This window comes from Nocardioides epinepheli (assembly GCF_037936805.1).
Taxonomy (GTDB): Bacteria; Actinomycetota; Actinomycetes; order Propionibacteriales; family Nocardioidaceae; genus Nocardioides.
The window spans coordinates 1-21,361 of record NZ_JBBMMC010000016.1; the positions used below are offsets into that span (position 1 = coordinate 1).

At 72.2% G+C, this 21,361-nt stretch carries 22 protein-coding genes; 16 read left to right on the forward strand and 6 right to left on the reverse strand.

The features are described from left to right. Nucleotides 1-342 (forward strand): HNH endonuclease signature motif containing protein (locus tag WMR31_RS18585; RefSeq protein ID WP_340540383.1); only part of this gene is annotated, 342 nt, incomplete at its 5' end. A 308-nt stretch (nt 343-650) separates the two neighbouring features. On the opposite strand, the gene WMR31_RS18590 is transcribed toward WMR31_RS18585, so the two are convergent. Then, nucleotides 651-1,667: a PP2C family serine/threonine-protein phosphatase gene (locus WMR31_RS18590; RefSeq protein ID WP_340540384.1), complete on the reverse strand. Its 1,017-nt coding sequence runs from the start codon at nt 1,665-1,667 to the stop codon at nt 651-653. Next, entirely contained in the window at nt 1,664-2,362 is a 699-nt protein-coding gene (locus WMR31_RS18595; protein ID WP_340540385.1) for a vWA domain-containing protein, read from the reverse strand. Before WMR31_RS18595 ends, WMR31_RS18590 begins: the two co-directional genes overlap by 4 nt. 78 nt (nt 2,363-2,440) lie before the next feature. On the opposite strand from WMR31_RS18595, the gene WMR31_RS18600 reads away from it, so the two are divergent. Both WMR31_RS18600 and WMR31_RS18605 read left to right on the forward strand, forming a co-directional pair. Beyond that, nucleotides 2,441-3,763, forward strand: a complete 1,323-nt coding sequence (locus WMR31_RS18600) for a protein kinase domain-containing protein (protein WP_340540386.1) — start codon at nt 2,441-2,443, stop codon at nt 3,761-3,763. After that, nucleotides 3,760-4,203 carry an FHA domain-containing protein gene (locus WMR31_RS18605; RefSeq protein ID WP_340540387.1) on the forward strand — a complete coding sequence of 148 codons (444 nt, stop codon included), beginning with the start codon at nt 3,760-3,762 and terminating at the stop codon, nt 4,201-4,203. The genes WMR31_RS18600 and WMR31_RS18605 overlap by 4 nt, the downstream gene beginning before the upstream one ends. Nucleotides 4,204-4,241: 38 nt before the next feature. Here the strand turns inward: WMR31_RS18605 and ku are convergent, their stop codons facing one another. Beyond that, complete coding sequence (gene ku, locus WMR31_RS18610) at nt 4,242-5,210, reverse strand: non-homologous end joining protein Ku (RefSeq protein WP_340540388.1); 969 nt, start codon at nt 5,208-5,210, stop codon at nt 4,242-4,244. 91 nt (nt 5,211-5,301) lie between these two features. On the opposite strand from ku, the gene ligD (WMR31_RS18615) reads away from it, so the two are divergent. Genes ligD (WMR31_RS18615) through WMR31_RS18625 form a run of 3 tightly spaced genes read left to right on the forward strand, consistent with a single transcriptional unit; the run spans nt 5,302 to nt 7,853 of the window. Further along, complete coding sequence (gene ligD / locus WMR31_RS18615) at nt 5,302-6,225, forward strand: non-homologous end-joining DNA ligase (RefSeq protein WP_340540389.1); 924 nt, start codon at nt 5,302-5,304, stop codon at nt 6,223-6,225. Continuing rightward, the gene (gene ligD, locus WMR31_RS18620; protein WP_340540390.1) at nt 6,222-7,133 is read left to right on the forward strand and encodes a non-homologous end-joining DNA ligase; all 912 of its coding nucleotides are present in this window, start codon (nt 6,222-6,224) and stop codon (nt 7,131-7,133) included. The genes ligD (WMR31_RS18615) and ligD (WMR31_RS18620) overlap by 4 nt, the downstream gene beginning before the upstream one ends. Before the next feature lie 30 nt (nt 7,134-7,163). After that, entirely contained in the window at nt 7,164-7,853 is a 690-nt protein-coding gene (locus WMR31_RS18625) for a response regulator transcription factor (protein ID WP_340540391.1), read from the forward strand. 13 nt (nt 7,854-7,866) lie between these two features. Here WMR31_RS18625 and WMR31_RS18630 read toward each other — a convergent pair whose 3' ends face one another. Then, nucleotides 7,867-8,592: a peptidoglycan-binding protein gene (locus WMR31_RS18630; RefSeq protein ID WP_340540392.1), complete on the reverse strand. Its 726-nt coding sequence runs from the start codon at nt 8,590-8,592 to the stop codon at nt 7,867-7,869. 213 nt (nt 8,593-8,805) lie between these two features. Between WMR31_RS18630 and WMR31_RS18635 the strand changes: the two genes are divergently transcribed. Next, a complete protein-coding gene (locus tag WMR31_RS18635) occupies nt 8,806-9,309 on the forward strand; it encodes a gluconokinase (RefSeq protein WP_340540393.1) in 504 nt (167 codons plus the stop codon). Between the two features lie 34 nt (nt 9,310-9,343). Here WMR31_RS18635 and WMR31_RS18640 read toward each other — a convergent pair whose 3' ends face one another. After that, on the reverse strand, nt 9,344-9,613 hold the full coding sequence (locus WMR31_RS18640) for a hypothetical protein (RefSeq protein WP_340540394.1): 270 nt from the start codon (nt 9,611-9,613) through the stop codon (nt 9,344-9,346). A 181-nt stretch (nt 9,614-9,794) separates the two neighbouring features. Between WMR31_RS18640 and WMR31_RS18645 the strand changes: the two genes are divergently transcribed. The 7 genes from WMR31_RS18645 (at nt 9,795) to WMR31_RS18675 (ending at nt 18,556) form a co-directional block, all read left to right on the forward strand. After that, nucleotides 9,795-11,444 carry a lysozyme family protein gene (locus tag WMR31_RS18645; RefSeq protein ID WP_340540395.1) on the forward strand — a complete coding sequence of 550 codons (1,650 nt, stop codon included), beginning with the start codon at nt 9,795-9,797 and terminating at the stop codon, nt 11,442-11,444. Nucleotides 11,445-11,467: 23 nt separating this feature from the next. Continuing rightward, nucleotides 11,468-11,965: an acyl-CoA thioesterase gene (locus WMR31_RS18650; protein ID WP_340540396.1), complete on the forward strand. Its 498-nt coding sequence runs from the start codon at nt 11,468-11,470 to the stop codon at nt 11,963-11,965. Nucleotides 11,966-12,181: 216 nt separating this feature from the next. Continuing rightward, the gene (locus WMR31_RS18655) at nt 12,182-14,869 is read left to right on the forward strand and encodes a M4 family metallopeptidase (protein WP_340540397.1); all 2,688 of its coding nucleotides are present in this window, start codon (nt 12,182-12,184) and stop codon (nt 14,867-14,869) included. A gap of 43 nt (nt 14,870-14,912) precedes the next feature. After that, nucleotides 14,913-15,983, forward strand: a complete 1,071-nt coding sequence (locus tag WMR31_RS18660; RefSeq protein ID WP_340540398.1) for a helix-turn-helix transcriptional regulator — start codon at nt 14,913-14,915, stop codon at nt 15,981-15,983. 66 nt (nt 15,984-16,049) lie between these two features. Continuing rightward, nucleotides 16,050-16,373, forward strand: a complete 324-nt coding sequence (locus WMR31_RS18665) for an ArsR/SmtB family transcription factor (protein ID WP_340540399.1) — start codon at nt 16,050-16,052, stop codon at nt 16,371-16,373. After that, a complete protein-coding gene (locus WMR31_RS18670) occupies nt 16,370-17,131 on the forward strand; it encodes an SRPBCC domain-containing protein (protein ID WP_340540400.1) in 762 nt (253 codons plus the stop codon). Before WMR31_RS18665 ends, WMR31_RS18670 begins: the two co-directional genes overlap by 4 nt. 171 nt (nt 17,132-17,302) lie before the next feature. Continuing rightward, entirely contained in the window at nt 17,303-18,556 is a 1,254-nt protein-coding gene (locus WMR31_RS18675) for an MFS transporter (protein ID WP_340540401.1), read from the forward strand. Between the two features lie 106 nt (nt 18,557-18,662). Here the strand turns inward: WMR31_RS18675 and WMR31_RS18680 are convergent, their stop codons facing one another. Next, a complete protein-coding gene (locus WMR31_RS18680) occupies nt 18,663-19,436 on the reverse strand; it encodes an IclR family transcriptional regulator (protein WP_340540402.1) in 774 nt (257 codons plus the stop codon). Between the two features lie 245 nt (nt 19,437-19,681). Here WMR31_RS18680 and WMR31_RS18685 point away from each other — a divergent pair, with 245 nt between their 5' ends. Further along, complete coding sequence (locus WMR31_RS18685) at nt 19,682-20,596, forward strand: cupin domain-containing protein (RefSeq protein WP_340540403.1); 915 nt, start codon at nt 19,682-19,684, stop codon at nt 20,594-20,596. Then, on the forward strand, nt 20,593-21,354 hold the full coding sequence (locus tag WMR31_RS18690) for an HpcH/HpaI aldolase family protein (protein ID WP_340540404.1): 762 nt from the start codon (nt 20,593-20,595) through the stop codon (nt 21,352-21,354). Before WMR31_RS18685 ends, WMR31_RS18690 begins: the two co-directional genes overlap by 4 nt. Nucleotides 21,355-21,361: the final 7 nt, after the last annotated feature.

Below are 21,361 nucleotides of genomic sequence, written 5' to 3' on the forward strand. Positions count from 1 at the left end.
GCGGCCCACCTCGACACCGGTGTTGCGATCTCACCCGGCCAGGCCAGGCGGCTGGCGTGCGAAGCCGGGATCATCCCAGTGGTGTTGGGTGGCAAGAGCGAGGTCCTCGACCTCGGCCGCACCCGCCGCTTCCACACCCCCGGCCAACGGATCGCGATCGGCCTCGAACAGACCCACTGCCAGACCCCCGGTTGCGACACCGCCGCCGCCTACTGCCACACCCACCACGCCCACTCGTGGCAAGACGGAGGCGACACCAACACCCACGACGCCCGACTCCACTGCCCCTTCCACCACCACCAGATCCACGCCACCGGTCAGGCCCATCCACTGCGGGCGTAGGCGAGGATCCGGTTGGCCAGGTCGTTGAGGTCGGCGAAGTCGCCGGTCGCGATCGCCACTACCAGTCGCCGCGCCGAGGACACCGCGAAACGAAGCCGGTCGGGTGGTCGATGACCAGGTGGCCAAGATCCCGGACTCAACGCAGACCTCGTTGCGGCAACGACTCCGGGCTCGTGCCGGCGAGCGGTGGCCCCAGATCGCTCGCCCTCAGGCACCCCCGAAGAAGCCCTCGACACCGCCTGCGGCCACTACCTCGGCGATCCCACCGCCTGGATCAGCGACCCCCGACGAACTCCCGGAGATGCCCACTAGGAGTACGGGACGTCGAGCGTGTCGGCCTCATCGGGGCGCGGTGCGGCCTCAGCGCCCGTGGCAGGCCGGTCGGACGTCGTCGGCGTGACGTTGTCGGCGTGCGCATCGGTCGGCTCGTCCCACGCCCCGGGCGTGGGTACCGGCACGTCGACGGTGTCGGGCAGCGGGGCCGGGGCAGCAGCGGACGGCGTCCCCGCCGTCCGACGACTCGCGAGCGCCAAGGTGGTGTCGTCGCCGCCGATCTCGGCCGGCTCGGCCAGCCAGGACGGCAGCTGCTCGGCCACCCAGGCGGCACCGCGGTCCGCGGTGAAGCGATCGAGTTCCTCGCCGGTCTGGCGCCACCAGCCGACCGGGTCGACGCGCGCCTTGCCGAAGCCGTCGGTGCACAGGTAGACCAGCCGCACCGGGTCGTCGCCGAGGTCGATGTCGGCGAACCGGAACGACGAGAGCGGGTCGGGCTGGCACAGCGAGGCGGTGTGGATCCCGTCGAGACTGGGATCCTCGGGGATCGGCCGGAACGCCTCGCCCGAGCCGTGGACGGCGACCGTGTCGCCGTCCCCGATCTGCAGCGCGAGCAGCCGGGACCCGGTGACCAGCACCGCCAGGAGGGTCGCGCCGTACGGCAGGAGCGGGTCGGTGACGTACTGGTCGGGGCGGAACGGCTCGGCCTGGGTGTGGTCGGCGACCGCGGCCAGCCAGCGCTCGACGATCCGCGCGGCAGCGGTCTCGGGGCCCAGGTCGGGGTCGGACTCGGCCATCGCGGTGAGGACGTCGAGGGTGCAGCGGGTGGCGAGCGCGGCTCCTACCTCGCTGCGGAAGTGCAGGTGGTGGCCGTGCCCGTCGGCGACGGCGAGGACGGCGCTCGCCCCGTCGTCGGAGACCCAGGTGCGGACGGAGTCCTGGTTGACCAGCTGCTCACGGATGTGGAAAGAGCCGATGACGCTCGCCGAGGCGACGTCCCAGCCTGCTCCATCGCCTGATCCACGGCCAGGCCGGCCATCGGGAGTGCTCATGCAAGCGAGCTCCAGATCGGCTCGCCGACGGCGGTGGGCGGCGCGACCGAGGGGGCGCCGTCACCCAGCGCCGGGCGGGAGGCCAGCTTGCTGGCCGCCTTCGAGGCCCAGACGATGTACTCGACGAGCTGCTCGGGGTTGTCGGCGCGCAGCAGCGGGACCTCCTCGTTGCCGATGAAGCGCCGCATCGAGTGCAGGTCGGCGTCCCGTCCCACGCCGAGGGCCAGGCGGACCGCCGCCTCGCCGGTGCGGGTGGCGAGCAGCTCCTGCAGCCCCTCGGCGAAGCTGACGCCGCTGCTCTGCGTGGGTCGTCCGTCGGAGACCAGGATGATCGCCGGGGGATAGGACGTGCCCGCGGCCTCGAGCTCGGTCATGGTCTGCGCCAGCACGCGCAACGCGCTGCCGAGCTCGGTGAAGCCCTTGGGGACCGCCTCCAGTCGCGACCAGTGCAGGTCGGCCACGGGCGTGGGGTGCTCGACGATCCACTGCGGCTCGTTCGCGAAGGCGAGGACGCGCACGAGCAGCTCGGCGTGGGGATTGGCGTTCGCCTCGTCGCGCAGGTGGGGGAGCACCTCGGAGATCGCGTTGTTGAGGGCCTGGATCCGGCCACCGCGCAGCATCGAGCCGGAGACGTCGAGCACGAAGATGAAGTGCAGCGGTTTACGGGCGACCGCCCCACCCAGTCGGTCGTTCACTCAAGGCACCTCCACTCGGGGCTCATCCACGGCGGCTACGCTTTCGGCCAGTGTCCCGGACGAAAGCCGACAGCGACGATGGTATTGGCGAACGGAACCGAGGTGGACCTCGGTGCCCTCGGTCAAGCGCGTGTCGTCTCGTTGCTCGGGCAGGGTGGCCAAGGGTACGTGTTCGAGGTGCAGCGCGCCTCCGGTGAGCCGCTGGCGCTGAAGTGGTACCGGCCCGAGAGCGCCACCACGACCCAGTTCCACGAGATCCTCCAACTCGTCGAGTTCGGCTCTCCGCACGAGCGGTTCCTGTGGCCGCTGAGCATGGCGCGCTCGGGCGGCCACGAGGGCTTCGGCTACGTCATGAACCTGCGCGACCAGCGCTATCTCGAGCTCAGCTACCTGCTGTCCAACCTCGACCGCGACGGCAACACCCTCGACGTCTCGTTCGCCTCGACGATCGAGCTGTGCCGCCAGCTCAGCTTCAGCTTCCTGCGCCTCCACGCGCGCGGGCTCTGCTACCGCGACATCTCCTTCGGCAACGTCTTCTTCGATCCCGGCAACGGCGACGTGCTGATCTGCGACAACGACAACGTCGGCGTCGACGACGGCACCGGACGCGTCCTCGGGACGCCGTACTTCATGGCGCCCGAGGTCGTGAGCGACCTGACCTACAACACCCTGCCCAGCACCGACACCGACCGGCACTCGCTGGCGGTGCTGCTGTTCTACTCGCTCTTCCTCGGGCATCCGCTCGAGGGCGCCTACACCGACGCCGGGCTCCGCGACGCCCAATGGCTCACCCGGCACTTCGGCACCGATGCGATCTTCTGCATGCACCCCGACGACGCGCGCAACCGACCCGCCGCGATCGTCGAGCAGTACTGGTCGATCTACCCGCGCTTCATCCGCGACCTGTTCACCCAGGCCTTCGTCGAGGGCCTCTCCCGCCCCTCGGCGCGGGTCACCGAGGGGCAGTGGATCAAGGCGTTCGACCGGCTCCGTGACGGCATGGTGAGCTGCGCGCGGTGCGGGACCACGAACTTCTGGGATCCCACCGAGCACGCGCGTCCGTGCCGCTCGTGCAGCACCCCGATCACCCCGCCGTACGTGATGCAGATCGGCCGGCGCACGCTCGCGGTCAGCCCGCTGCTCACGTTGCGCAACGACCACCTGACCTCGGGGATCGACGACCCGACGGTGCTCGGCCAGGTGCGCCAGCACCCGCAGGAGCCCGCACGGTGGGGCCTGCGCAACGTGTCCCCGGCCGCCTGGATGGTCACCTACCTCGACGGCACGGGTGTCCGTCTCGAACCGAACCGGACCGTCGAACTGGCCGAGGGTGCCCGCATCCAGGTCGGCGCGAGCACGGTCGTCGTCCGCCGCCCCAACGCCTCGGGAGGGCTTCCATGACCACGCCAGTGCTGATCGTCACCATGGGCGAGCGGACCCTGCGGTTCAGCGAGCCACGCCTGCTGCGCGTCGGCCGCTCGGTCGATGCCGACGTCGTCCTGACCGCCGCGTCCGCCTCGCGCCACCACGCCGAGCTGCGGCCGTTCCACGACGGGTGGATGCTCGTCGACGCCGGCAGTCACTACGGAACGTCGGTCGACGGCGTCAAGATCCGCGAGCACCGCGTCGGCCAGCCGGCCCTCGTGCAATGCGGGCCGGAGGCCGACGGCTCGTCGTTCACCGTCGCCCTCGAGGACGTCGGTCAGCCCAGCGGTGTCATCACCCGCGAACGGCAGCGCTCGTCCTCGCCCCCGACCGAGATCTCCTCGGCGCCGCCGCCGGTCGACGTCCCGGTCGCGCCGGAGTCCCCGATCTGGCCCACCAGCATCGGCCACGACTGACCCAGATCGAGACGAGCCGGCTCGAGCGCCGGCTCATCTCAGCTGGCCTTCTTGGCGGTCTTCTTCGCCGCTGCCTTCTTCGTGGTGGTCTTCTTGGCCGGCTTCTCCGAAGCCGCCTTCTTGGTGGTCTTCTTGGCGGCTGCCTTCTTCGTGGTGGCCTTCTTGGCCGGCTTCGAGGCGTCCTTCGTGTCGGCGTCCTCGGCCTCGGTGTCGGTGTCGGTGTCGGCGTCCTCGCCGCGCGCGGTCTTGGCGTTCTGCACCGAGCGCTGCAGGGCCGCGAGGAGGTCGACGACCTCGCCGGACGACTTCGTCGACGTGGGGGTGCGCTTCAGGTCGCCGCCCTCGATCTTGGCCTCGACCAGGTCGTGGACGGCACCGGCGTAGTCGTCCTCGAACTCGGTCGGATCGAACTCGCCGGCGAGGGTCTCGACCAGCATCGTGGCCATCGCGACCTCGGAGTCCTTCACCTCGCCCGGCTCGATCGAGAAGTCGGGGGTACGGATCTCGTCGGGCCACATCATCGTCTGCAGCACGATCACGTCGTCGCGCACGCGCAGCACGCCGACGGTGGTGCGCTGCCGCAGGGCGACGGTGACGACGGCGACCCGGTCGGCGTCGAGCAGGGCCTGGCGCAGCAGGGCGTAGGCCTTGACCCCCGACTTCTCCGGCTCCAGGTAGTAGGACTTCTCGAACAGCATCGGGTCGATCTGCTCGCGCGGCACGAACTTCTCGACCGCGATCTCCCGCGAGGACGCCGAGGGGAGCTGGGCGAGGTCGTCGTCGGTGAGGATCACCATCTCGCCGTCCTCGGTCTCATAGCCCTTGGCGATGTCGGCGTAGGGCACCTCCTCGCCGTCGATCGAGCAGACCCGCTGGTACTTGATCCGTCCGCCGTCGCTGGCGTGCACCTGCCGGAACGACACGTCGTGGCTCTCGGTGGCCGAGTAGAGCTTGACCGGCACGCTCACCAGTCCGAAGGACACCGCGCCCTTCCAGATCGCACGCATGGGGAAGCCTCTCAGATCGGATCGACCGTATTGCCACCAGTGTGACGGGTGATGCGGGCGAAAGTCATCGGTGCCCGGCAGGATGGGCCCCATGCGTCCGATGCTGGCCACCAAGGGTGACCACGTGCCGACCGGCGAGGAGTGGGCCCATGAGGTCAAGTGGGACGGCATGCGGATCCTCGCCGACACCCGCGCCGCCACGGGGCGGACCCGGCTCACCAGCCGCAACGACAACGACGTCACCGCAGCCTGGCCCGACGTCGCCGCGGGACCGCTGGCCGGTCGCGATCATCTCGTCGACGGCGAGATCATCGCGCTCAACGAGCGCGGCGTCCCCGACTTCCGGGTCCTGCAGGAGCGGATGCACGTGCGCAAGGCGACGTCGGTCGCCCGGCTCGTCGAGCAGGTGCCGGTGACCTTCATGGTCTTCGACCTCCTCCGTCTCGACGGCCGCGACCTCACCGCCGAGCCGCTGGCCACCCGCAGGTCGATCCTCACCGAGCTCCTCGCAGGCACCACCTGGCAGGTGCCGGTCTCCTACGACGACGGGCCGATGCTGCTGGAGGCGACCCGCGAGCAGGGACTGGAGGGGATCGTCAGCAAACGGCTCCGCTCGCCCTACCGGCCCGGCGAGCGCTCGCCGCACTGGCTCAAGTTCGCCCACCGCTACCGTCGCTCGTACGTCGTGGGCGGCTGGCGACCGCAGGAGGGCACCACCGACCGGCTGGCCGCGCTCCTGGTGGGGGAGATGACGCCCGGCGGCCTGGTCTACCGCGGGCGCGTCGGCAGCGGCATCGCCGCCGTCCAGAGCCGGCTGCTCGGCGCGGCCGTCGCCGATCTCACGCGCGCCGACAGTCCGTTCGCCGACGAGGTGCCCCGCGAGGACGCGCTGGGCACCACCTGGTGCGAGCCGGTGCTCGTCGTCGACGTCGACACCCACGGCGTCGGCTACCAGCGGCTGCGGCAACCGTCCTACCGCGGCCTGCGCACCGACCTGCGGCCGGAGGACCTGTGAGCCCCCCGGCCCGCGAGGAGGTCCACGTCGACGTCGAGGGCCGCACCCTGACCCTGAGCAACCTCGCCAAGGTGATGTATCCGCGCACCGGCACCACCAAGGGGGAGGTGCTCGACTACTACGCGCGGATCGCGCCGGTGATGCTGCCGCACCTGCGCGACCGCGCGGTCACCCGCATCCGCTGGCCCCACGGCGTGGAGGGCGAGAGCTTCTACGAGAAGAACGCGCCGGCCGGCACGCCGTCGTGGGTGCGCACCGTCACCGTGCCGACCACCGGCTCCCGAGGCGCCTCGCGCCACGGCGACACCCTGGTCTTCCCGGTGGTCGACGACCTCGCCACCCTCACCTGGATGGCCAACCTGGCCGCGCTCGAGCTGCACGTGCACCAGTGGCGGGTGGGCCGCAACGGCCGCCCGCGCAACGCCGACCGGATCGTGGTCGACCTCGACCCCGGCGAGCCGGCCGTCCTGCACGAGTGCTGCCAGGTGGCGCTCCTGGCCCGCGACCGGCTCGCCGAGCGCGACCTGATCGCCAAACCGGTCCTCAGCGGCAGCAAGGGCCTGCACCTGTACGCCGACCTGCCGCGCCGGATGCCGAGCGAGGACACCACGGCCCTCGCCAAGGAGGTGGCCGAGGAGCTCCAGGGTGAGCACCCGGCCCTGGTCACCGCGACGATGACCAAGTCGCGGCGGCAGGGGAAGGTGTTCTTCGACTGGTCGCAGAACGCCGCCTCGAAGACCACGATCGCGCCGTACTCGCTGCGCGGGCGCGAGCAGCCTTATGTCGCCGCCCCGGTCTCGTGGGACGAGGTCGCGGACGGAGCCGAGGATCCGTGGGGGCTGGAGCAGCTGCGCTTCGACCAGGTGCTCGAGCGGGTCGCCCGCTCAGGTGACCTGTTCGCGACCTGAGCCATACGGGCAGCGCCTATGCTCCCCTCCATGGGCCACCGTGTGCTCGTCGTCGAGGACGAGGAGGACATCGCGTTCCCTCTCGTGCGGACGCTGGAGCGCGAGGGCTACGACGTGCAGTGGGTCGAGACCGGTCGCGGGGCCCTCGAGGAGCTCGCCGGGCGGTCGGCCGACGTCGTCATCCTCGACCTGGGGCTGCCGGACATCGACGGCCTCGACGTGTGCCGCCAGGCGCGCTCGGCGGGCTTCGAGGGCGCCATCATGATCGTCACCGCCCGCGCCGGCGAGCTGGACCGGGTGGTGGGGCTCGACTACGGCGCCGACGACTACCTCGCCAAGCCCTTCGGCCTCGCCGAGCTCCAGGCCCGCGTCCGTGCGTTGCTGCGCCGGACCGGCGGCAGCGCGCACGACCCCGGCTCGGTGGACGGGCTGCGGATCGACCTCGCGTCGCGACGGGTCTATGCCGGCGACGTCGAGGTGTCGCTGACCGGCAAGGAGTTCGAGGTGCTGTCGGTGCTGATGGCGCACCGCGACAAGGTGGTCTCGCGCGGCCGGCTGATGGCCGAGGCGTGGGACGAGAACTGGTACGGGTCGACCAAGACCCTCGACGTCACCATCGGAAGGCTGCGCCACAAGCTCGAGGAGGTCGGGGTCACCGAGCGCGTCGTCGCGGTGCGCGGCGTCGGCTTCCGGCTGGAGGTCCCCGCTCCGGCGTCGTGAGCCGGCAGCCGCGTCAGGCGACGGTCGCGGTGATGCCGGCGGCGCCGAGCGTGGCGGCCAAGGCCGATCGCGTGGCCGTGTCGAGCACGCCGCTGGGACGAAGGCCGGACGCCGCCTGGAAGCCGCGCAGCGCATGCTGGGTGCGGACGTCGTCGACGCCGGTCGGCAGCCCGGGATCGAAGCCGAGCGAGATCAACGCGCGTTGCACGCCGGCCAGGCTGCCGACGTCGACGCGTCGGTCTGCGGCGGGAGCGGGCCCGAGCAGGTCCTCCCCGACGGGGACCGGGCGCACGTCGCCGTCCTGGAAGAAGGTGACCACCGACGGCTCCAGGCTGGTGCCCAGGGCGAGATAGGTGCGATAGAGGTCGATGGGGATCGCGACCCCGGCCACCACCTCGGCCAGGGCCAGGTGCAGATGGCCCTGCCCGAGGACGCCGATCGGCTCGCCCTGCGCGATGCTCGTCCCCACGTCGAGATGCCCCGGCACATCGGCGAGGCCCTGGTGGCAGGCGAGGACCCGGCCCCTATCCTCCCGCACGGTCACTCCGGTGGCCGCGACCGCGACCACCTGCCCGCCGAAGGTGGCCACGACCGGGCTCCCGGCGCCCGCGGCGAGGTCCATCCCGGCACCGACGCGCCAGTCGGGTCCGGTGTGCGGTGCGATCCCCGGCCCCCCGAGGCCTCCGGTGAAGGCCTTTCCCAGCGGGTTGGCCAAGGTGAGGTCGAACGCGGTCGTCACGTGCACTTTCTGGCACTCCTTCGGCGTAGTGGGGGTCGGCCCGGGAGGTGTCACTCGACGGTAGAGGCGTGAAACGCGGCTTCCTATCCCCCACTCGGGCCTTGACGACGGCCCGTCGGGGGAGTAGCCATGCTGAGATACCGAAGCGGCGGGGTGCTGCGCGGACCGGTCGGTCACGAGTGGGCCGCACGCCCACGCGGGTGAGGGAGCGCGATGAGCGCACGGCCACTGATCGTCGTCATGGGTGTGTCCGGCTCGGGGAAGTCGGTCGTGGGGGCCGCGCTCGCGCAGCGGCTTCGGGTGCCCTACGAGGACGCCGACGACCTGCATCCACCGGCGAACATCACCAAGATGAGCGCCGGGCATCCGCTCGACGACGAGGATCGCTATCCCTGGCTGGAGATCATCGGCGCGTGGCTCGCCGGCCACGTGCTCACCGGCGGCGTGATGAGCTGCTCGGCGCTCAAGCGGAAGTATCGCGACCAACTTCGCCGTCACGTCGCCGACGTGCGCTTCCTCTACCTGGAGGGCTCCCACGAGCTCATCGCGGCTCGGCAGGCCAGCCGTCCCGGACACTTCATGCCGGCCTCTCTGCTCGCCTCCCAGTTCGCCACCCTCGAGCCGCTCGCTCCCGACGAGCACGGCCTGGTGGTCGACGTCGCCCAGACGATCGACCAGATCGTCGACGAGGTCGACCAGGGAATGAGTGGTTCATAGTGATTCCCTAGCGGCCCACGGATGGCGGGCCCGATCAGAGATCGACTAGCGCGCCACGTCGTCGGTCGGGCAGGCACACGAGAACCAGCATGCCGACGACGGTGATCAGGGCGAGCAGGCCCCACCACTGCGAGTAGCCCTTCGCCTCGGCCAGGCTCATCGCGCCCCAGGCGTACAGGCCAGCCCCGAGCATGATCGCGGGCATTCGAGCACCGCCTTGCAGGTGGAACGCGGTGCTGAGGAGTCCGGTCGCCATCCCACCCAGGATGCCGAGGCCGGCGTCGCGCTTCTTGGACTCGATCATGCTCGATCAGATCGGCCGTGGGGCTCGCGTACTTGATCCTGCTCGGGTCCCGAAGGTGGGGACCGTCACGGTCACTGGTCCGTACCGGTCCTCAACTCGGCCCGCGTGCGCGTCGATAGATGAGGTGCGGAGGGCCACGCAGCCATGGCGCCGCTCCATTGCGACCCCCAGGACCTAGACGATGAGCAAGCACCGCGGACCGAGCCAGCCTCCTGCACCCAGGAGCTACTCGTTCGAGCCGCTGCCGGCGCTTCCGGCGGCGCCCAAGCATGCGGCGCCGCGGGCGCAGACGGTGTCCCGCGACGTCGCGAGCCCGGCCGTCTCCGCGGCCCCTTCTTCCCTGGGCTCTTCGACTCAGCAGACCGCGCTGGCCGCGGCGGCCGCCGAGATCGAGTCCGCCGCGCTGGCGCAGGCAGCCTCTGCGACCCCCGCGGCACTCCACGCCGCCGTTCCCGCCAAGGCGGAGCCGGAACCTGCCGCCGAGCTGTTGGCGGCCCTCGATCCGATCGACGTCGACCCTGTTCTGCAGCCTGCGCGCAGCGCCGTTCCTGAGCCGGTAGCGGCGCTCGCGACGCCGGCGCCGGCGATCTCGCCGGCCCCCGTCGTCCCGGCCGTCCCGGCCGCAGCGGAGACGGCGGCGGCGACGGTCGCGGCCGACGAGCTCGCCTCGGCGCCCGGCGCGGAGCTCGAGCCCGCCCCGACCTCCCCACTCTCGCGCTTCTCGCGCCCCGCCTTCGCGCTGCCCTCGTTCTCCGGGCTGTCGATGCCCTACGTGCCGATGCGGCGCCTGCTGCTGGTCGGCGGGTGCAGCGTCCTCGCCGGAACGGCCCTGGCCACCGGGCTGGTCGCCTCGGCGAACGCCGGGTCCGAGCCGCCGCGGCCGCCGGTCGCCAAGTCGGCCGCGCCGATCGCGACCGAGCCGGTCGCCGAGGAGGAGACCGAGGCCGGCTACACCCCGGCCGCGGTGATCCCCGAGCGGGAGAAGTCCCTCAAGCCGCGCCGCCAGTCCGCGGTAGCCGACCAGGACGTCTCCGAGGTCCCCGAGGTCGCCGTGGCGGCCTACCAGCGCGCCGTCACGGTGATGAGCGACTCCCAGATCGGCTGCGACCTGCGGTGGACGACGCTGGCTGCGGTCGCCCGGGTCGAGTCCGACCACGGCCGCCGAGGTGGCGGCGACCTCGACGAGACCGGAGCCGCCTCCCCGGCCGTGTACGGCGCCACGCTGGACGGCAAGAAGGGCCGCGCGAAGGTGCGCGACACCGACAAGGGGAAGGTCGACGACCTGCGCGGCTTCGACCGGCCCGCCGGTCCCCTCGGGTTCCTGCCGACCGACTGGGCGGTCTACGGCGTCGACGCCGACGGCGACGGGCGCCGCGACGTCCAGGACATCGACGACGCCGCGCTGGCCCTCGCTGTGCAGCTGTGCGCCACCGAGCGCGACCTCACCGACGACGCCGCGCTGCGCCGGGCCCTTGGGGCTCACCGCGACCTGACCGGCTACGCCGACGAGGTGCTGAAGATCGACCAGGCCTACGCAGACGACGTGGCGAAGGCCGAGGCCTCCGCCGAGGTCGAGCTCCCGGTGGTCGTGGTCAAGGAGCCGCTGCCCGACCCCGACGCCGAGGACCCGGACGCCGAGGACCCGGCCGGCGAGGACGGCGAGGACGACTCCAACGGCCAGGGCGGCCAGGGCGACCAGCAGGGCCAGGGCCAGAACGGTCAGGGCCAGCAGGGCCAGGGTCAGCAGGGCCAGGGCCAGCAGGGCCAGCAGGGCCAGCAGGGCCAGGGTGAGCAGGGCTCAGGCTCGATGGGCGGCACCGACCGAGGCTGAGACCATGTCGTCATGGTGAGGTCATGGTGAGTGTCCCTGAGGTCTCCGACGTGCGGGCTCTGCCCGTCTCGCTGACGACTGTCGTGGCCGAGGAGCACGTCGATGCCAACGGCCATCTCAACGTGCGCCATCACATGGCCCTCCACGACGACGGCGGCTGGGCGTTCTATGCCGATCTCGGCTACTCCGCGGAGGAGATCGAGGCGGAGCGGCGCAACTTCTTCGACCTCGAGCACCACGTGCGCTATCTCAACGAGGCCCGACTGGGGGAGCAGGTGGCGGTGCATCACCGACTGCTCGGTCGCACCGACAAGGCCCTGCACGTGATGTCGTACCTGGTCAACGAGTCGACCGGCGAGCTGGCGAGCACCCTCGAGCTGGTGACCTTGCTCGTCGATCTCGACACCCGCCGCCCGACCGCCCTCGACACGTCGGCGGCCGCAGCGATCGACACCCGCCTGGCGGCCGATCGCGCGCTCGGATGGGACGCCGGCGCCGGAGGCGCCCTCGGGCTGCGCTGATCCTCCCGCGACCGGTCCCGGCCGGCCCTGGTCCAGCGTTCGGTGGCGACCTGAGGACATTGGCGTTCGACGGTCATCGCTGCCGCTCGGAGCCTGCTCTACTCGCCTGCGGCGGGCCGCGGCGAGTCGACGTCGTCGCCCGAGACGAGCGGGAGGATCCGGATGTCGGTGCGTACACGATCGGTCGCAGCCATCGCGGCAGCAGGGATCGGGGTGATGGGAACCGCCCTCATGGTGGTACCGGCCGCCCCGTCCGCGGGTGCCGTGGCGCCAGGGGCGGAGCGTGCGGGAGCCCCGGCACGCGGCCCTTCGGGTGCTCCGGCGGCCAGCGCCGAGGACGGCGCCGCGACCGGGCCGCTCGACGCGCTCACCCGGACCCGCACGCCGGCCCTGACCGACGACCGAGCGGCGGTCCCCGGAGCGCGCTCGGCCGCGGCCGCGGCACGCACCTACCTCGCCGAGCGGGAGCAGCGGTTCGGCATCGCGGCGGGCCGCGACCTGGTAGCGGTGCGTCCCGCCGTCGCCGATGCCGCCGGCCGCACCGCCGAACGGTTCGCCCAGCGCTACCACGGCATCCCGGTCCTGGGCGCCGAGTACGTGGTGCGGGTCCGCGAGCACGGCGGGAGGTTCCAGGTCGAGGGGACCAGCGGTGACTACTTCACCGGCCTGCGTGTCGATCTGCGGCGCCGGATGCCGTTCGCGGCGGCGCGCGGCGTGGCCCGGCAGCTGCTCGCCGCCGAGCCTGCGGCACAGGTGCGCGACGTCATCGATCGGGGCGAGGTCGTCGTGCCGCAGGGCCCCGGGGTCCTGACCCGTCATGTCACCGTCGTGGGGCTCGACCGGGAACGCGGCCTGCCGCTGCGCCGCGAGCTCTATCTCGCCGCCGGGCGGACGGTGCCGGTCCTGGCCTACGACGACATCCAGACCGATGGGCCGGTGAGCACGACCGGCGCCGGGTTCCACGGTCCGGCGATGCCGCTGGAGCTCGACCAGGTCGGGGATCGCTACGACTTCCGGGACCTGAGCCGTGGGCAGACCCCGGGTGCCACCGAGATCCTCACCTACGACGCCGACGGCGGCGACATCGACCGCTTCGCCACCGACCTCCCGGCCGGGACCCCGCTGGTCGCCTCCGACGCGATCCCGGTGCCGGAGTCGGTGAACGGCGCCGGCGCCGTCGACGCCCACTGGGGCGCGGCGAAGGTCTATGACTTCTACCGCGGTCTCGGGCGTGACTCGCTCGACGGCCGGGGCGGCGCGATCCGCTCGGTGGTCAATGTGACCTCCGGCGGACGGCCCTATGCCAACGCCTTCTGGAACGGCCGGACCATGGTCTACGGCACCGGCGGCGACGGCTTCCGCCCGTTCGCTGCCGCGCTGGACGTCGTCGGGCACGAGATGACCCACGGCGTGGTGGACCACACCTCCGACCTGATCTACATCGGTCAGTCCGGCGCCCTGAACGAGGCCTTGGCCGACTACTTCGGCAACGCGATCGAGAACGAGACCCTCCAGATCCCGGCGGGCCCCGACGACGGCCTCCTGGGCGAGGATCTCTGCGGGGACACCGCGCCGCGTGACTGCGCACTGCGCGACCTGCGCTCGTTGATGACCACGCTCGAGCTGCGGCGTACCTCGAACGACAACGGCGGCGTCCATCTCAACAGCCCGATCGCCTCCGGAGCCCTGTGGGAGGTCCGCGCCGGGCTCGGCGCCGAGGTCGCCGACCCGATCGTCTACGACGTCATGACGAACTACCTCACCCCGCTCTCGCAGTTCATCGACCTGCGCGACAGCGTCCTCGCCGCCGCGGCTCAGCACGGCGTCTCCGCCGGCGACCTCGACCGGATCCGTGAGGCGTTCACGCGGCACGGCATCTTCCCGCGGTGGGAGAACCGGCTCGGCGGCGTCGACGCGTCCACGCTGGTCACCCCGATGCTGAGCGTGAACGGCCTCGCGATGCGCGGCGACCGCTGGATCGGCGACGCCATCGACCTGCAGGACTTCGTCAGCACCCTGCAGACCGGACGGATCGGACGACCGGGCTCCCGCGAGATCGCGCCGCGGCGTCCCGACGTCGACTACGGACCGGCGTCGCTCGACCAGACCGGCGCCACCTGGTTCGCCTCGATGGCCCGCAGCGGCGGCGGGTTCACCGTCAAGCTGCAGCATCGCAAGGCAGGCGGCGCGCGGATCCGCACCCTCGCCGACCTCGGCGGGGCCTACATCTGGGGCATCGACACCGACGCCGGCAACGTCGCGTGGCTGCAGAGCCTCCCCGACTGGCGCAATGGCATCTGGGTCCGCACGACCGACGGCCGCATCCGGCAGATCCCGGTCGCGCCGGGCCGCTCGCTCGTGGACCCGGAGATCAGCGGCCGCTACGTCTACTACGGAGACGGGCCGGCCGGGTCCGACCAGGAGGCCGTTGCGAAGCTGCGCCGCTACGACCTGCGGACCGGTCGCACGAAGACGCTGGCCACGGTACGGCCCCAGCGGGACAGCACGGCGTACGTGCTGCGACCACAGGTGGTCGGGAAGTACCTCTACTTCCTCGCCGACGCCCAGTTCCGGTTGCGCACCAGCCTGCGCCGGATGCCACTTGCCGGGGGGCGGGTGCGGACCCTGATCCGGGAGAACTCCGAGCAGGCAGTGCTCGGCAACCACATCAACATCGGTCGGAGGCTTGCGGCCTGGGAGAACCTGCTCTCGATCGACGACCCGGGCAAGGTGCTGGTGATGGACCTGACCAGTCGCCGGATCGGCCGGCTGTCGTGCAGCGTCGGCGACCAGACCATGCCCGTCCCGGGACGCGGTGACGCAGTCGCCTGGATCGACGCGACGAGCACCACACCGCGGCTGGTGTCGCGCCCGAAGCCACGCTGGACGTGCCCGGCCGAGTGACCGGCCCAGTGACCGGCCCAGTGACCGGCCGAGTGACCGACAGGTGATCGACGTCGGTGCCACCCGCGACCGGATCGACGTCGCGCCGTGGTGGGAGACTCCGGCCATGGGCTTGCTCGAACCTCTGGGCGTGGACGGTCTGGCCGAGCGCGTCTACATCGACCTGGTCGAAGGTGGCCCGGTGCCGCAGGCCGAGCTGGCGACGCGGCACGCCGACGCCGACGCCGCCGTGTCCGACGCCGTCGAGGAGCTGGTCGCGCGTGGGCTGGTCCGGCTGCGCGACGGGGCGGCGGTGGCGCTCCCGGCCGCCGTCGTCCTCGAGCAGCAGGCCGAGGAGCAGGCCCGCGCCGCCCGTCACAGCGCCGCGATGGCGCAGGAGCTGACGTCGTGGTGGTCGCGCCATCACAGCGGCGTCGGCTACGCCGACTTCCTGCGCAGCGGTGAGGCCTGTCGCACCGCCGAGGAAAGTATTGTGAGCGGTGCTCGCTCCGAGGTGCTCTCGCTGACGAGCGCGGGTGCCTCGGTCGACGAGCCGCCGTCGGAGAGGACGCCACCCCAGGAGCTCACCGAGGCCTTCCGCGCCAGCCGCGCGCGCGGCGTCGAGTTCCGCTCCTGCTACGCCCAGGAGATGCTGCGGACGCCGGGATCGCGGCTCGCCGTGCTCGACCGGATGCGCGCGGGCGAGCAGGTGCGGGTCGCGGCTCGGGTCCCGGTGAGTCTCACGATCGCCGACCGGCAGGTCGCGGTGGTCGGCTATCCGGCTACCCGGCACGACGAGTTCCACTCGGTGCTGGTGCGGCCCTCGGGCCTGCTGGACCTGCTCCTGGAGACCTTCGAGATCTTCTGGGGGCTCGGGGTCGCGCTCCCCGATCGCGACGGGGCGCACCGTGACGCGCCCGGCCGCCCGGCCGGTGGGATCCGGGTCGAGCCCGGCACGGAGGACCGGGTGCTGCTGCGCTATCTCCTCGCCGGCCTCACCGACGCGGCGATCGCCCACGAGCTCGCGATCAGCACCCGCACGGTGACCCGCCGGGTCGCCCGGCTCCAGGATCAGCTCGGCGTGAGCACCCGCTTCCAGCTCGGCGTTCAGGCGCACGAGCGAGGCTGGGTCTGATCGATGGTTGCCCTTGAGTAACGGTTGCCATAGAGTAACCGTCACCCAAGAGTGACGGAGGCGATCATGGCGGCGGACGCTGCGTTCGATGCCCTCGGCGATCCGACCAGACGGCGGATCATCGAGGTGCTGCGGGAGGGCCCATGCCCGGTGGGCGGCCTTGCCGACCGGCTCCCCGTGGGGCGGCCCGCGGTGAGCAAGCACCTCAAGGTGCTTGAAGGTGCCGGCCTCGTCGAGCACCGCTCGGCCGGCACCCGCAACCTCTACGCGCTGGCCCCGGGCGGCCTCGCTCCGGTCCAGGTCTGGCTCACCGAGCAGTGGGACCAGGCCCTGGCCGCCTTCGCCGCTTACGTGGAGGAGTCCGCGACCAACGATCAGGAGAGCACGTGAACACCTCGACCAGTCCGACCACACCTGCGATTCCCGCGATCCGGCGTCAGGTGCTGGTGTCGTGTGACCCGGCGGCCGCCTACGACCTGTTCTGGCGCCATATCGGAGCCTGGTGGCCCATCGAGTCGCTCGGCTGCTTCGGCGCCGGCTCGTCGGTGGCGCTCGACGGCGATCGGATCGTGGAGACCGGCCCCACCGGCGAGACCGCGGTGTGGGGCACCCTGATCGATGCCGACGAACCGCGCAGCGTCTCCTTCACCTGGCACCCCGGCAGGGACGCCGATCGGGCGAGCCGGGTGGCGGTCGCCTTCGCGCCGGCCGGCGACGCCACGCTGGTCACCCTCGAGCACGACGGCTGGGAGGTCTACGCCGATCCTGCCGCCGCGCGCGCCGAGTACGCCGGGGGGTGGCTCGGCGTCCTGGATCGATTCGCCGAAGCGGGACCTGCGGATCCTGCGCGAGGAGAGCTCTGGCTCGTCCTGGAGCACACCGCCGCCTCCGGCCGCGCCGGGACGGTCTTCGCCGACCCCGACTTCCCCAGGCACCTGGCCTTCCTCCGCACCCTCGCCGACCGCGGCCTGCTCGTCGCCGCCGGACCGCTTCCCGACCAGCCCGGTAACGGCATGGCGATCGTGCGCGCTTCCGACGCCGCCACGGCCGCCGACGTCGTGGTCGCCGCCCAGCGCGACGACGGCTCGGTCGTCGCCGGACTGCTCGACGTCCGGGTGCGGCCGTGGCAGGTCGCGCTCGCGGGGTGACTCGCGGGGTGAGGGGTGACTCGGTCCGAGGGCCGGATGGTTGGATCGGTGGATGAGCGATCCTGGCGTACTGCGCACCCGGCCGCTCGAGATCGTCGATGCGTCGGGCGCCGTCGTCGAGGTGCTCGTCTCCGAGCGCGACCAGCCCGGCTGAGGACGGTCGTTCCTCTCGTGGCCGAGCGCGCCCCGTCGTTCCCCACCCGCGACTTCACCCGGCTGTGGTGGGCCGAGTCGGTCTCGACGCTGGGATCGAACATCACCCTCCTCGCGTTGTCGACGATCGTCGTGCTCACCCTCGACGGCACCGCGCAGGACGTCGGCTGGCTCAACTCGGCGCGCTGGCTGCCCTACCTGGTGGTGGGCCTGCTGGTCGGGGCGCTGGTCGACCGGTACCGGCGCCGTCCGCTGATGATCGGCGCCGACCTGGCCAGAGCGCTGCTGCTGGCCGTGATCCCGATCGCCTGGGCCGCCGACCTGCTGACCCTGCCGCTGCTGCTGGCCCTGACGCTCGGTCTCGGCACCGCCTCGCTGGTGGGCGACGCGGCGGCGATGTCGTTCCTGCCGCGGGTGGTGCCGGCGGTGCACCTGCAGCGCGCCCATGCCCGGATCGACGCCACCGACGCCGTCGCGCAGAGTGGGGGACCGGCCTTGGCCGGGTTGCTGATCAAGGTGGCCGGGGCGCCGGTCGCGGTCCTGGTCGATGCGCTCAGCTACGTCGTCTCGGCCGTGCTGGTGCTGCGGATCCGGGTCGCCGAGGCGTCCCCGACGCCGGGTCCGCGCCCGCACGTCCTACGCGAGATCCGCGACGGCGTCCGGTGGGTCTACCGGGGCTCCGGGCTGCTGGTGCTCGCGGTCACCACCCACGTCTGGTTCGTCGCCAACGCGATCCTCGGCGCGGTGCTCGCCCCCTACGTGCTCGTCACGCTGGGTCTGAGCCCGTTCCAGTTCGGGCTCGCGACGGCATGCGCGGGCATCGGGGGAGTCCTCGGCGCGCTCGCCTCGACCGCCGGCGGCCGGATCCTCGGGACCGGCGGCGTGATCATCGGCTCCCACGCGCTCACCGCGCTCGGTGCGCTGGTGATGGTGGGTGCCGGTCTCGGCACCAGCGGCTGGGCCGCGGTTGCCGTGCTCGCCGTCGGGCAGGCGTGCTGGGGGATCGGCCTCAGCTTCGGCAACTCCCACGAGTCGGCCTACCGCCAGGCGATCACCCCCGACGCGCTCCGGGCCCGCACGATCACCACGATGCGCTCCTTCAATCGCGCGATCATCGTGGTGGGCGCTCCGCTCGGGGGTCTGCTGGCGGTCGCGACCACCAACCGCACCGCCCTGGTTGTGGCGACGGCTATCTTCGCCGCGGTACCACTCATGCTGCTCGCTTCGCCGATCCGGCGGCTGCGCTACGACTACGCGGACGGAGCCGGCTGAGCCTCCTCTCGCTCCGAAGCCACGCGAACCGGCGAGCGTCCGGATTGAGCTCGGGGCCGGGATAGTTTGAGGCGTTATCAACCTTTTCGGACCCTGCCGAGGTTGATTACGCCTCAACTATCCCCGGCGCCCACCGGCCGCCGAGCTGGTCGGTCAGGCCGCGGGCGGTGGCCTCGAGGGCCTCGGCCTGCGCGGTGGAGCCCTCCAGTGGCATCTCGGTGGTGGTGGCCAGCAGCCCCAGGCAGGCGCAGATGCCGCGGGAGTCGAACACCGGGGCGGCGAACACGCTGACGCCGTTGTTGGCGACGCGGTGCATCATCGCGCCCTCGCGGATCCGGTCGAGGTCGGCGCGGGCCCGCTCGCGCTCGGCGTCGTCGTCGAGGGTGTCGAGGAACTGCTCGGCCAGGCCGGGGTCGTCGAGGAAGGCCAGCCAGACCCGGGTCTGGGCGGCGTTCATCGGCAGCTGGGCGCCGATGCGGACGCTCACCGAGGCGCGCCACTCCGCGCTGTTCTCGGTATGGACGACGACCGGCCCCGACGTGCCCCAGACGGTGAGGGAGACCGTGTGTCCGGTGTGCAGGCTCAGGCGTCGCATGGCCGGGGGAGCGGCGGTCGTCACCGGGGCCCGGCCGAGCGCGAAGGCGCCGAGCTGCACCAGCCCGAGGGACGGCTCGAAGGCCGAGGACGTCTCGGCGTTGCGGCGCAGCAGCCCGGCGGACTCCAGGGAGGCGAGGTAGCGCGAGGCCGTGGAGCGGTTGAGGCCGATTAGCTGGGCGGCCTGGGCGGCGGTCACCGTCGGGCGCTGCGGGGTGAACAGGCCGAGGATCTGTGCGACCCGGGCCACGGCCTGGATGTCGCCGCTGCTGGTCTCCTCCGCCACTGTGCGCTCCTTCTCGTCGATCCCGTCGATCTAGTCGAACTCGGTGAGTTTTTTCTCGCGGCCCGGTGCGGGCGATGTTCGTGATGCGAAGCGCACCGCGCCGCCGGTCCCCGAACCGTAGCCGAGTGTGACCGGATCGCGAACATTATGTGACGCCAAGTGGTCTTGACTGGTCGGATCGTGAACTGCATATTCGTCATATGAACGTGGCCGCGATCACAGAGCAGCAGCACGGGAGGAACGACATGACCAGCACGACCACCGCCGATCCGCGCCGATCGATGGCCACCACCACGGCCGGGATCGACCGCGTGGGAGCGATCGCGATCCCGCAGTACCTCGACTTCTCCACGCCGGACGCCGCGGGCACCGCCCCGGTGGAGGCCGGCACCGCCTGGACCGCGCGCGGCCAGAACGCGCTGGTGCACTATGTCGCCGTCGAGCGCCCCGGCCTCGCCGTCGAGACCGAGGTGACCCACGAGGTCCTCCTGGTCGCCGTCACCGACGACTCCGCCGCGACCATCACCTGGAACGGCGTCGAGACCACCCTGCCCGCCCAGGGCGTCGCGATCATCCCGCCCGGCCGGGTCCGGGTCGAGGCCACCGGCGCGGGAGACCTGGCGCTGCTGGTCCGCGCCGACGAGCCCGGCTGGGCCGGCCGCGCGGTCAACGACGCCGCCTACGCCGAGCCCGCACCGCGGGTCGCGCCCGCCGATCCGTGGCCGGAGCCGGTGGGAGCCGACGCCGTCCGCGTCCACCTGGTCGCCGACCACCCGGCCGAGGAGGGCCGGTTCGGCTGGATCTTCCGCAGCCGCTCCTTCATGGTGAACTTCGTGCCCGCACAGGACGGGCCGCGCGACCCGCACAATCTCTCCCCGCACCACCACGACGACTTCGAGCAGTACTCGCTGGCCGTGCAGGGCGAGTTCGTGCACCACATCCGCACGCCGTGGACCAAGGACCAGACCACCTGGCGCGAGGACGACCACGTCGCCGTCGGCAGTCCCTCGCTGGCGCTGATCCCGCCCCCCACCGTGCACACCTCGGCAGGCAGCTCGGCCGGCCGCAACGCCCTGGTCGACATCTTCAGCCCGCCCCGGGTCGACTTCTCCGAGCAGCCCGGCTGGGTCCTCAACGCCGAGGAGTACCCGCAGCCGTGAAGACCTCCCCTCGCGACACGTTCCGGCCCGGCGGCAAGGCACTCGGCACCTGGGTGAAGCTCGCCGGCCCCGAGACGATCGAGATCATGGCCCACGCCGGCTTCGACTTCGTCGTCCTCGACCTGGAGCACGCGCCCCTCGACCTGTCGGCCACCTACGCCTCGATCGCCCTGGCCGACGCGCTCGGTCTCGCGCCGTTGGTGCGGGTGCCCGACCACGCGCCGTCGACCATCCAGAAGGTCCTCGACATGGGCGCGCACGGCCTCGTCGTGCCGCACGTCGAGGACGCCGAGCAGGCGCGCGCCGTCTCGCGTGCCTTCCACTTCCCGCCGCACGGCGTACGTGGCGCGGGTAGCACGAGCCGCGCCGGTCTCTGGGGGACCGGCGCGAGCTCGGACTACGTCGCCGACGGTCGCGACCGGGCGCTGCTGATCGCCCAGATCGAGTCCGCGGCCGCCGTCGCCGCCGCCGAGCAGATCGCCGCCGTACCCGGACTGCACGGGCTGCTGCTCGGGCCGGCCGACCTCTCCTTCGACCTCGGCGTCGGGCCTACCGACCCCGCCCTCGGCGAGGCGATCGCCGCGACCCGCAAGGCCGCCGCCCACGCCGGGCTGCTCTTCGGCCTGCCCTACGGCGCCTCGCCCGCGGCCGTCGCCGAGGGCTTCGCCGCCGGCAACGACTTCGCCCTCTCCTCCAACGACACGACCTTCCTCGCCACGGCGGCCCGCTCGGCCGTCGCGGCGATCCGCGAGGCCTGACCGCACC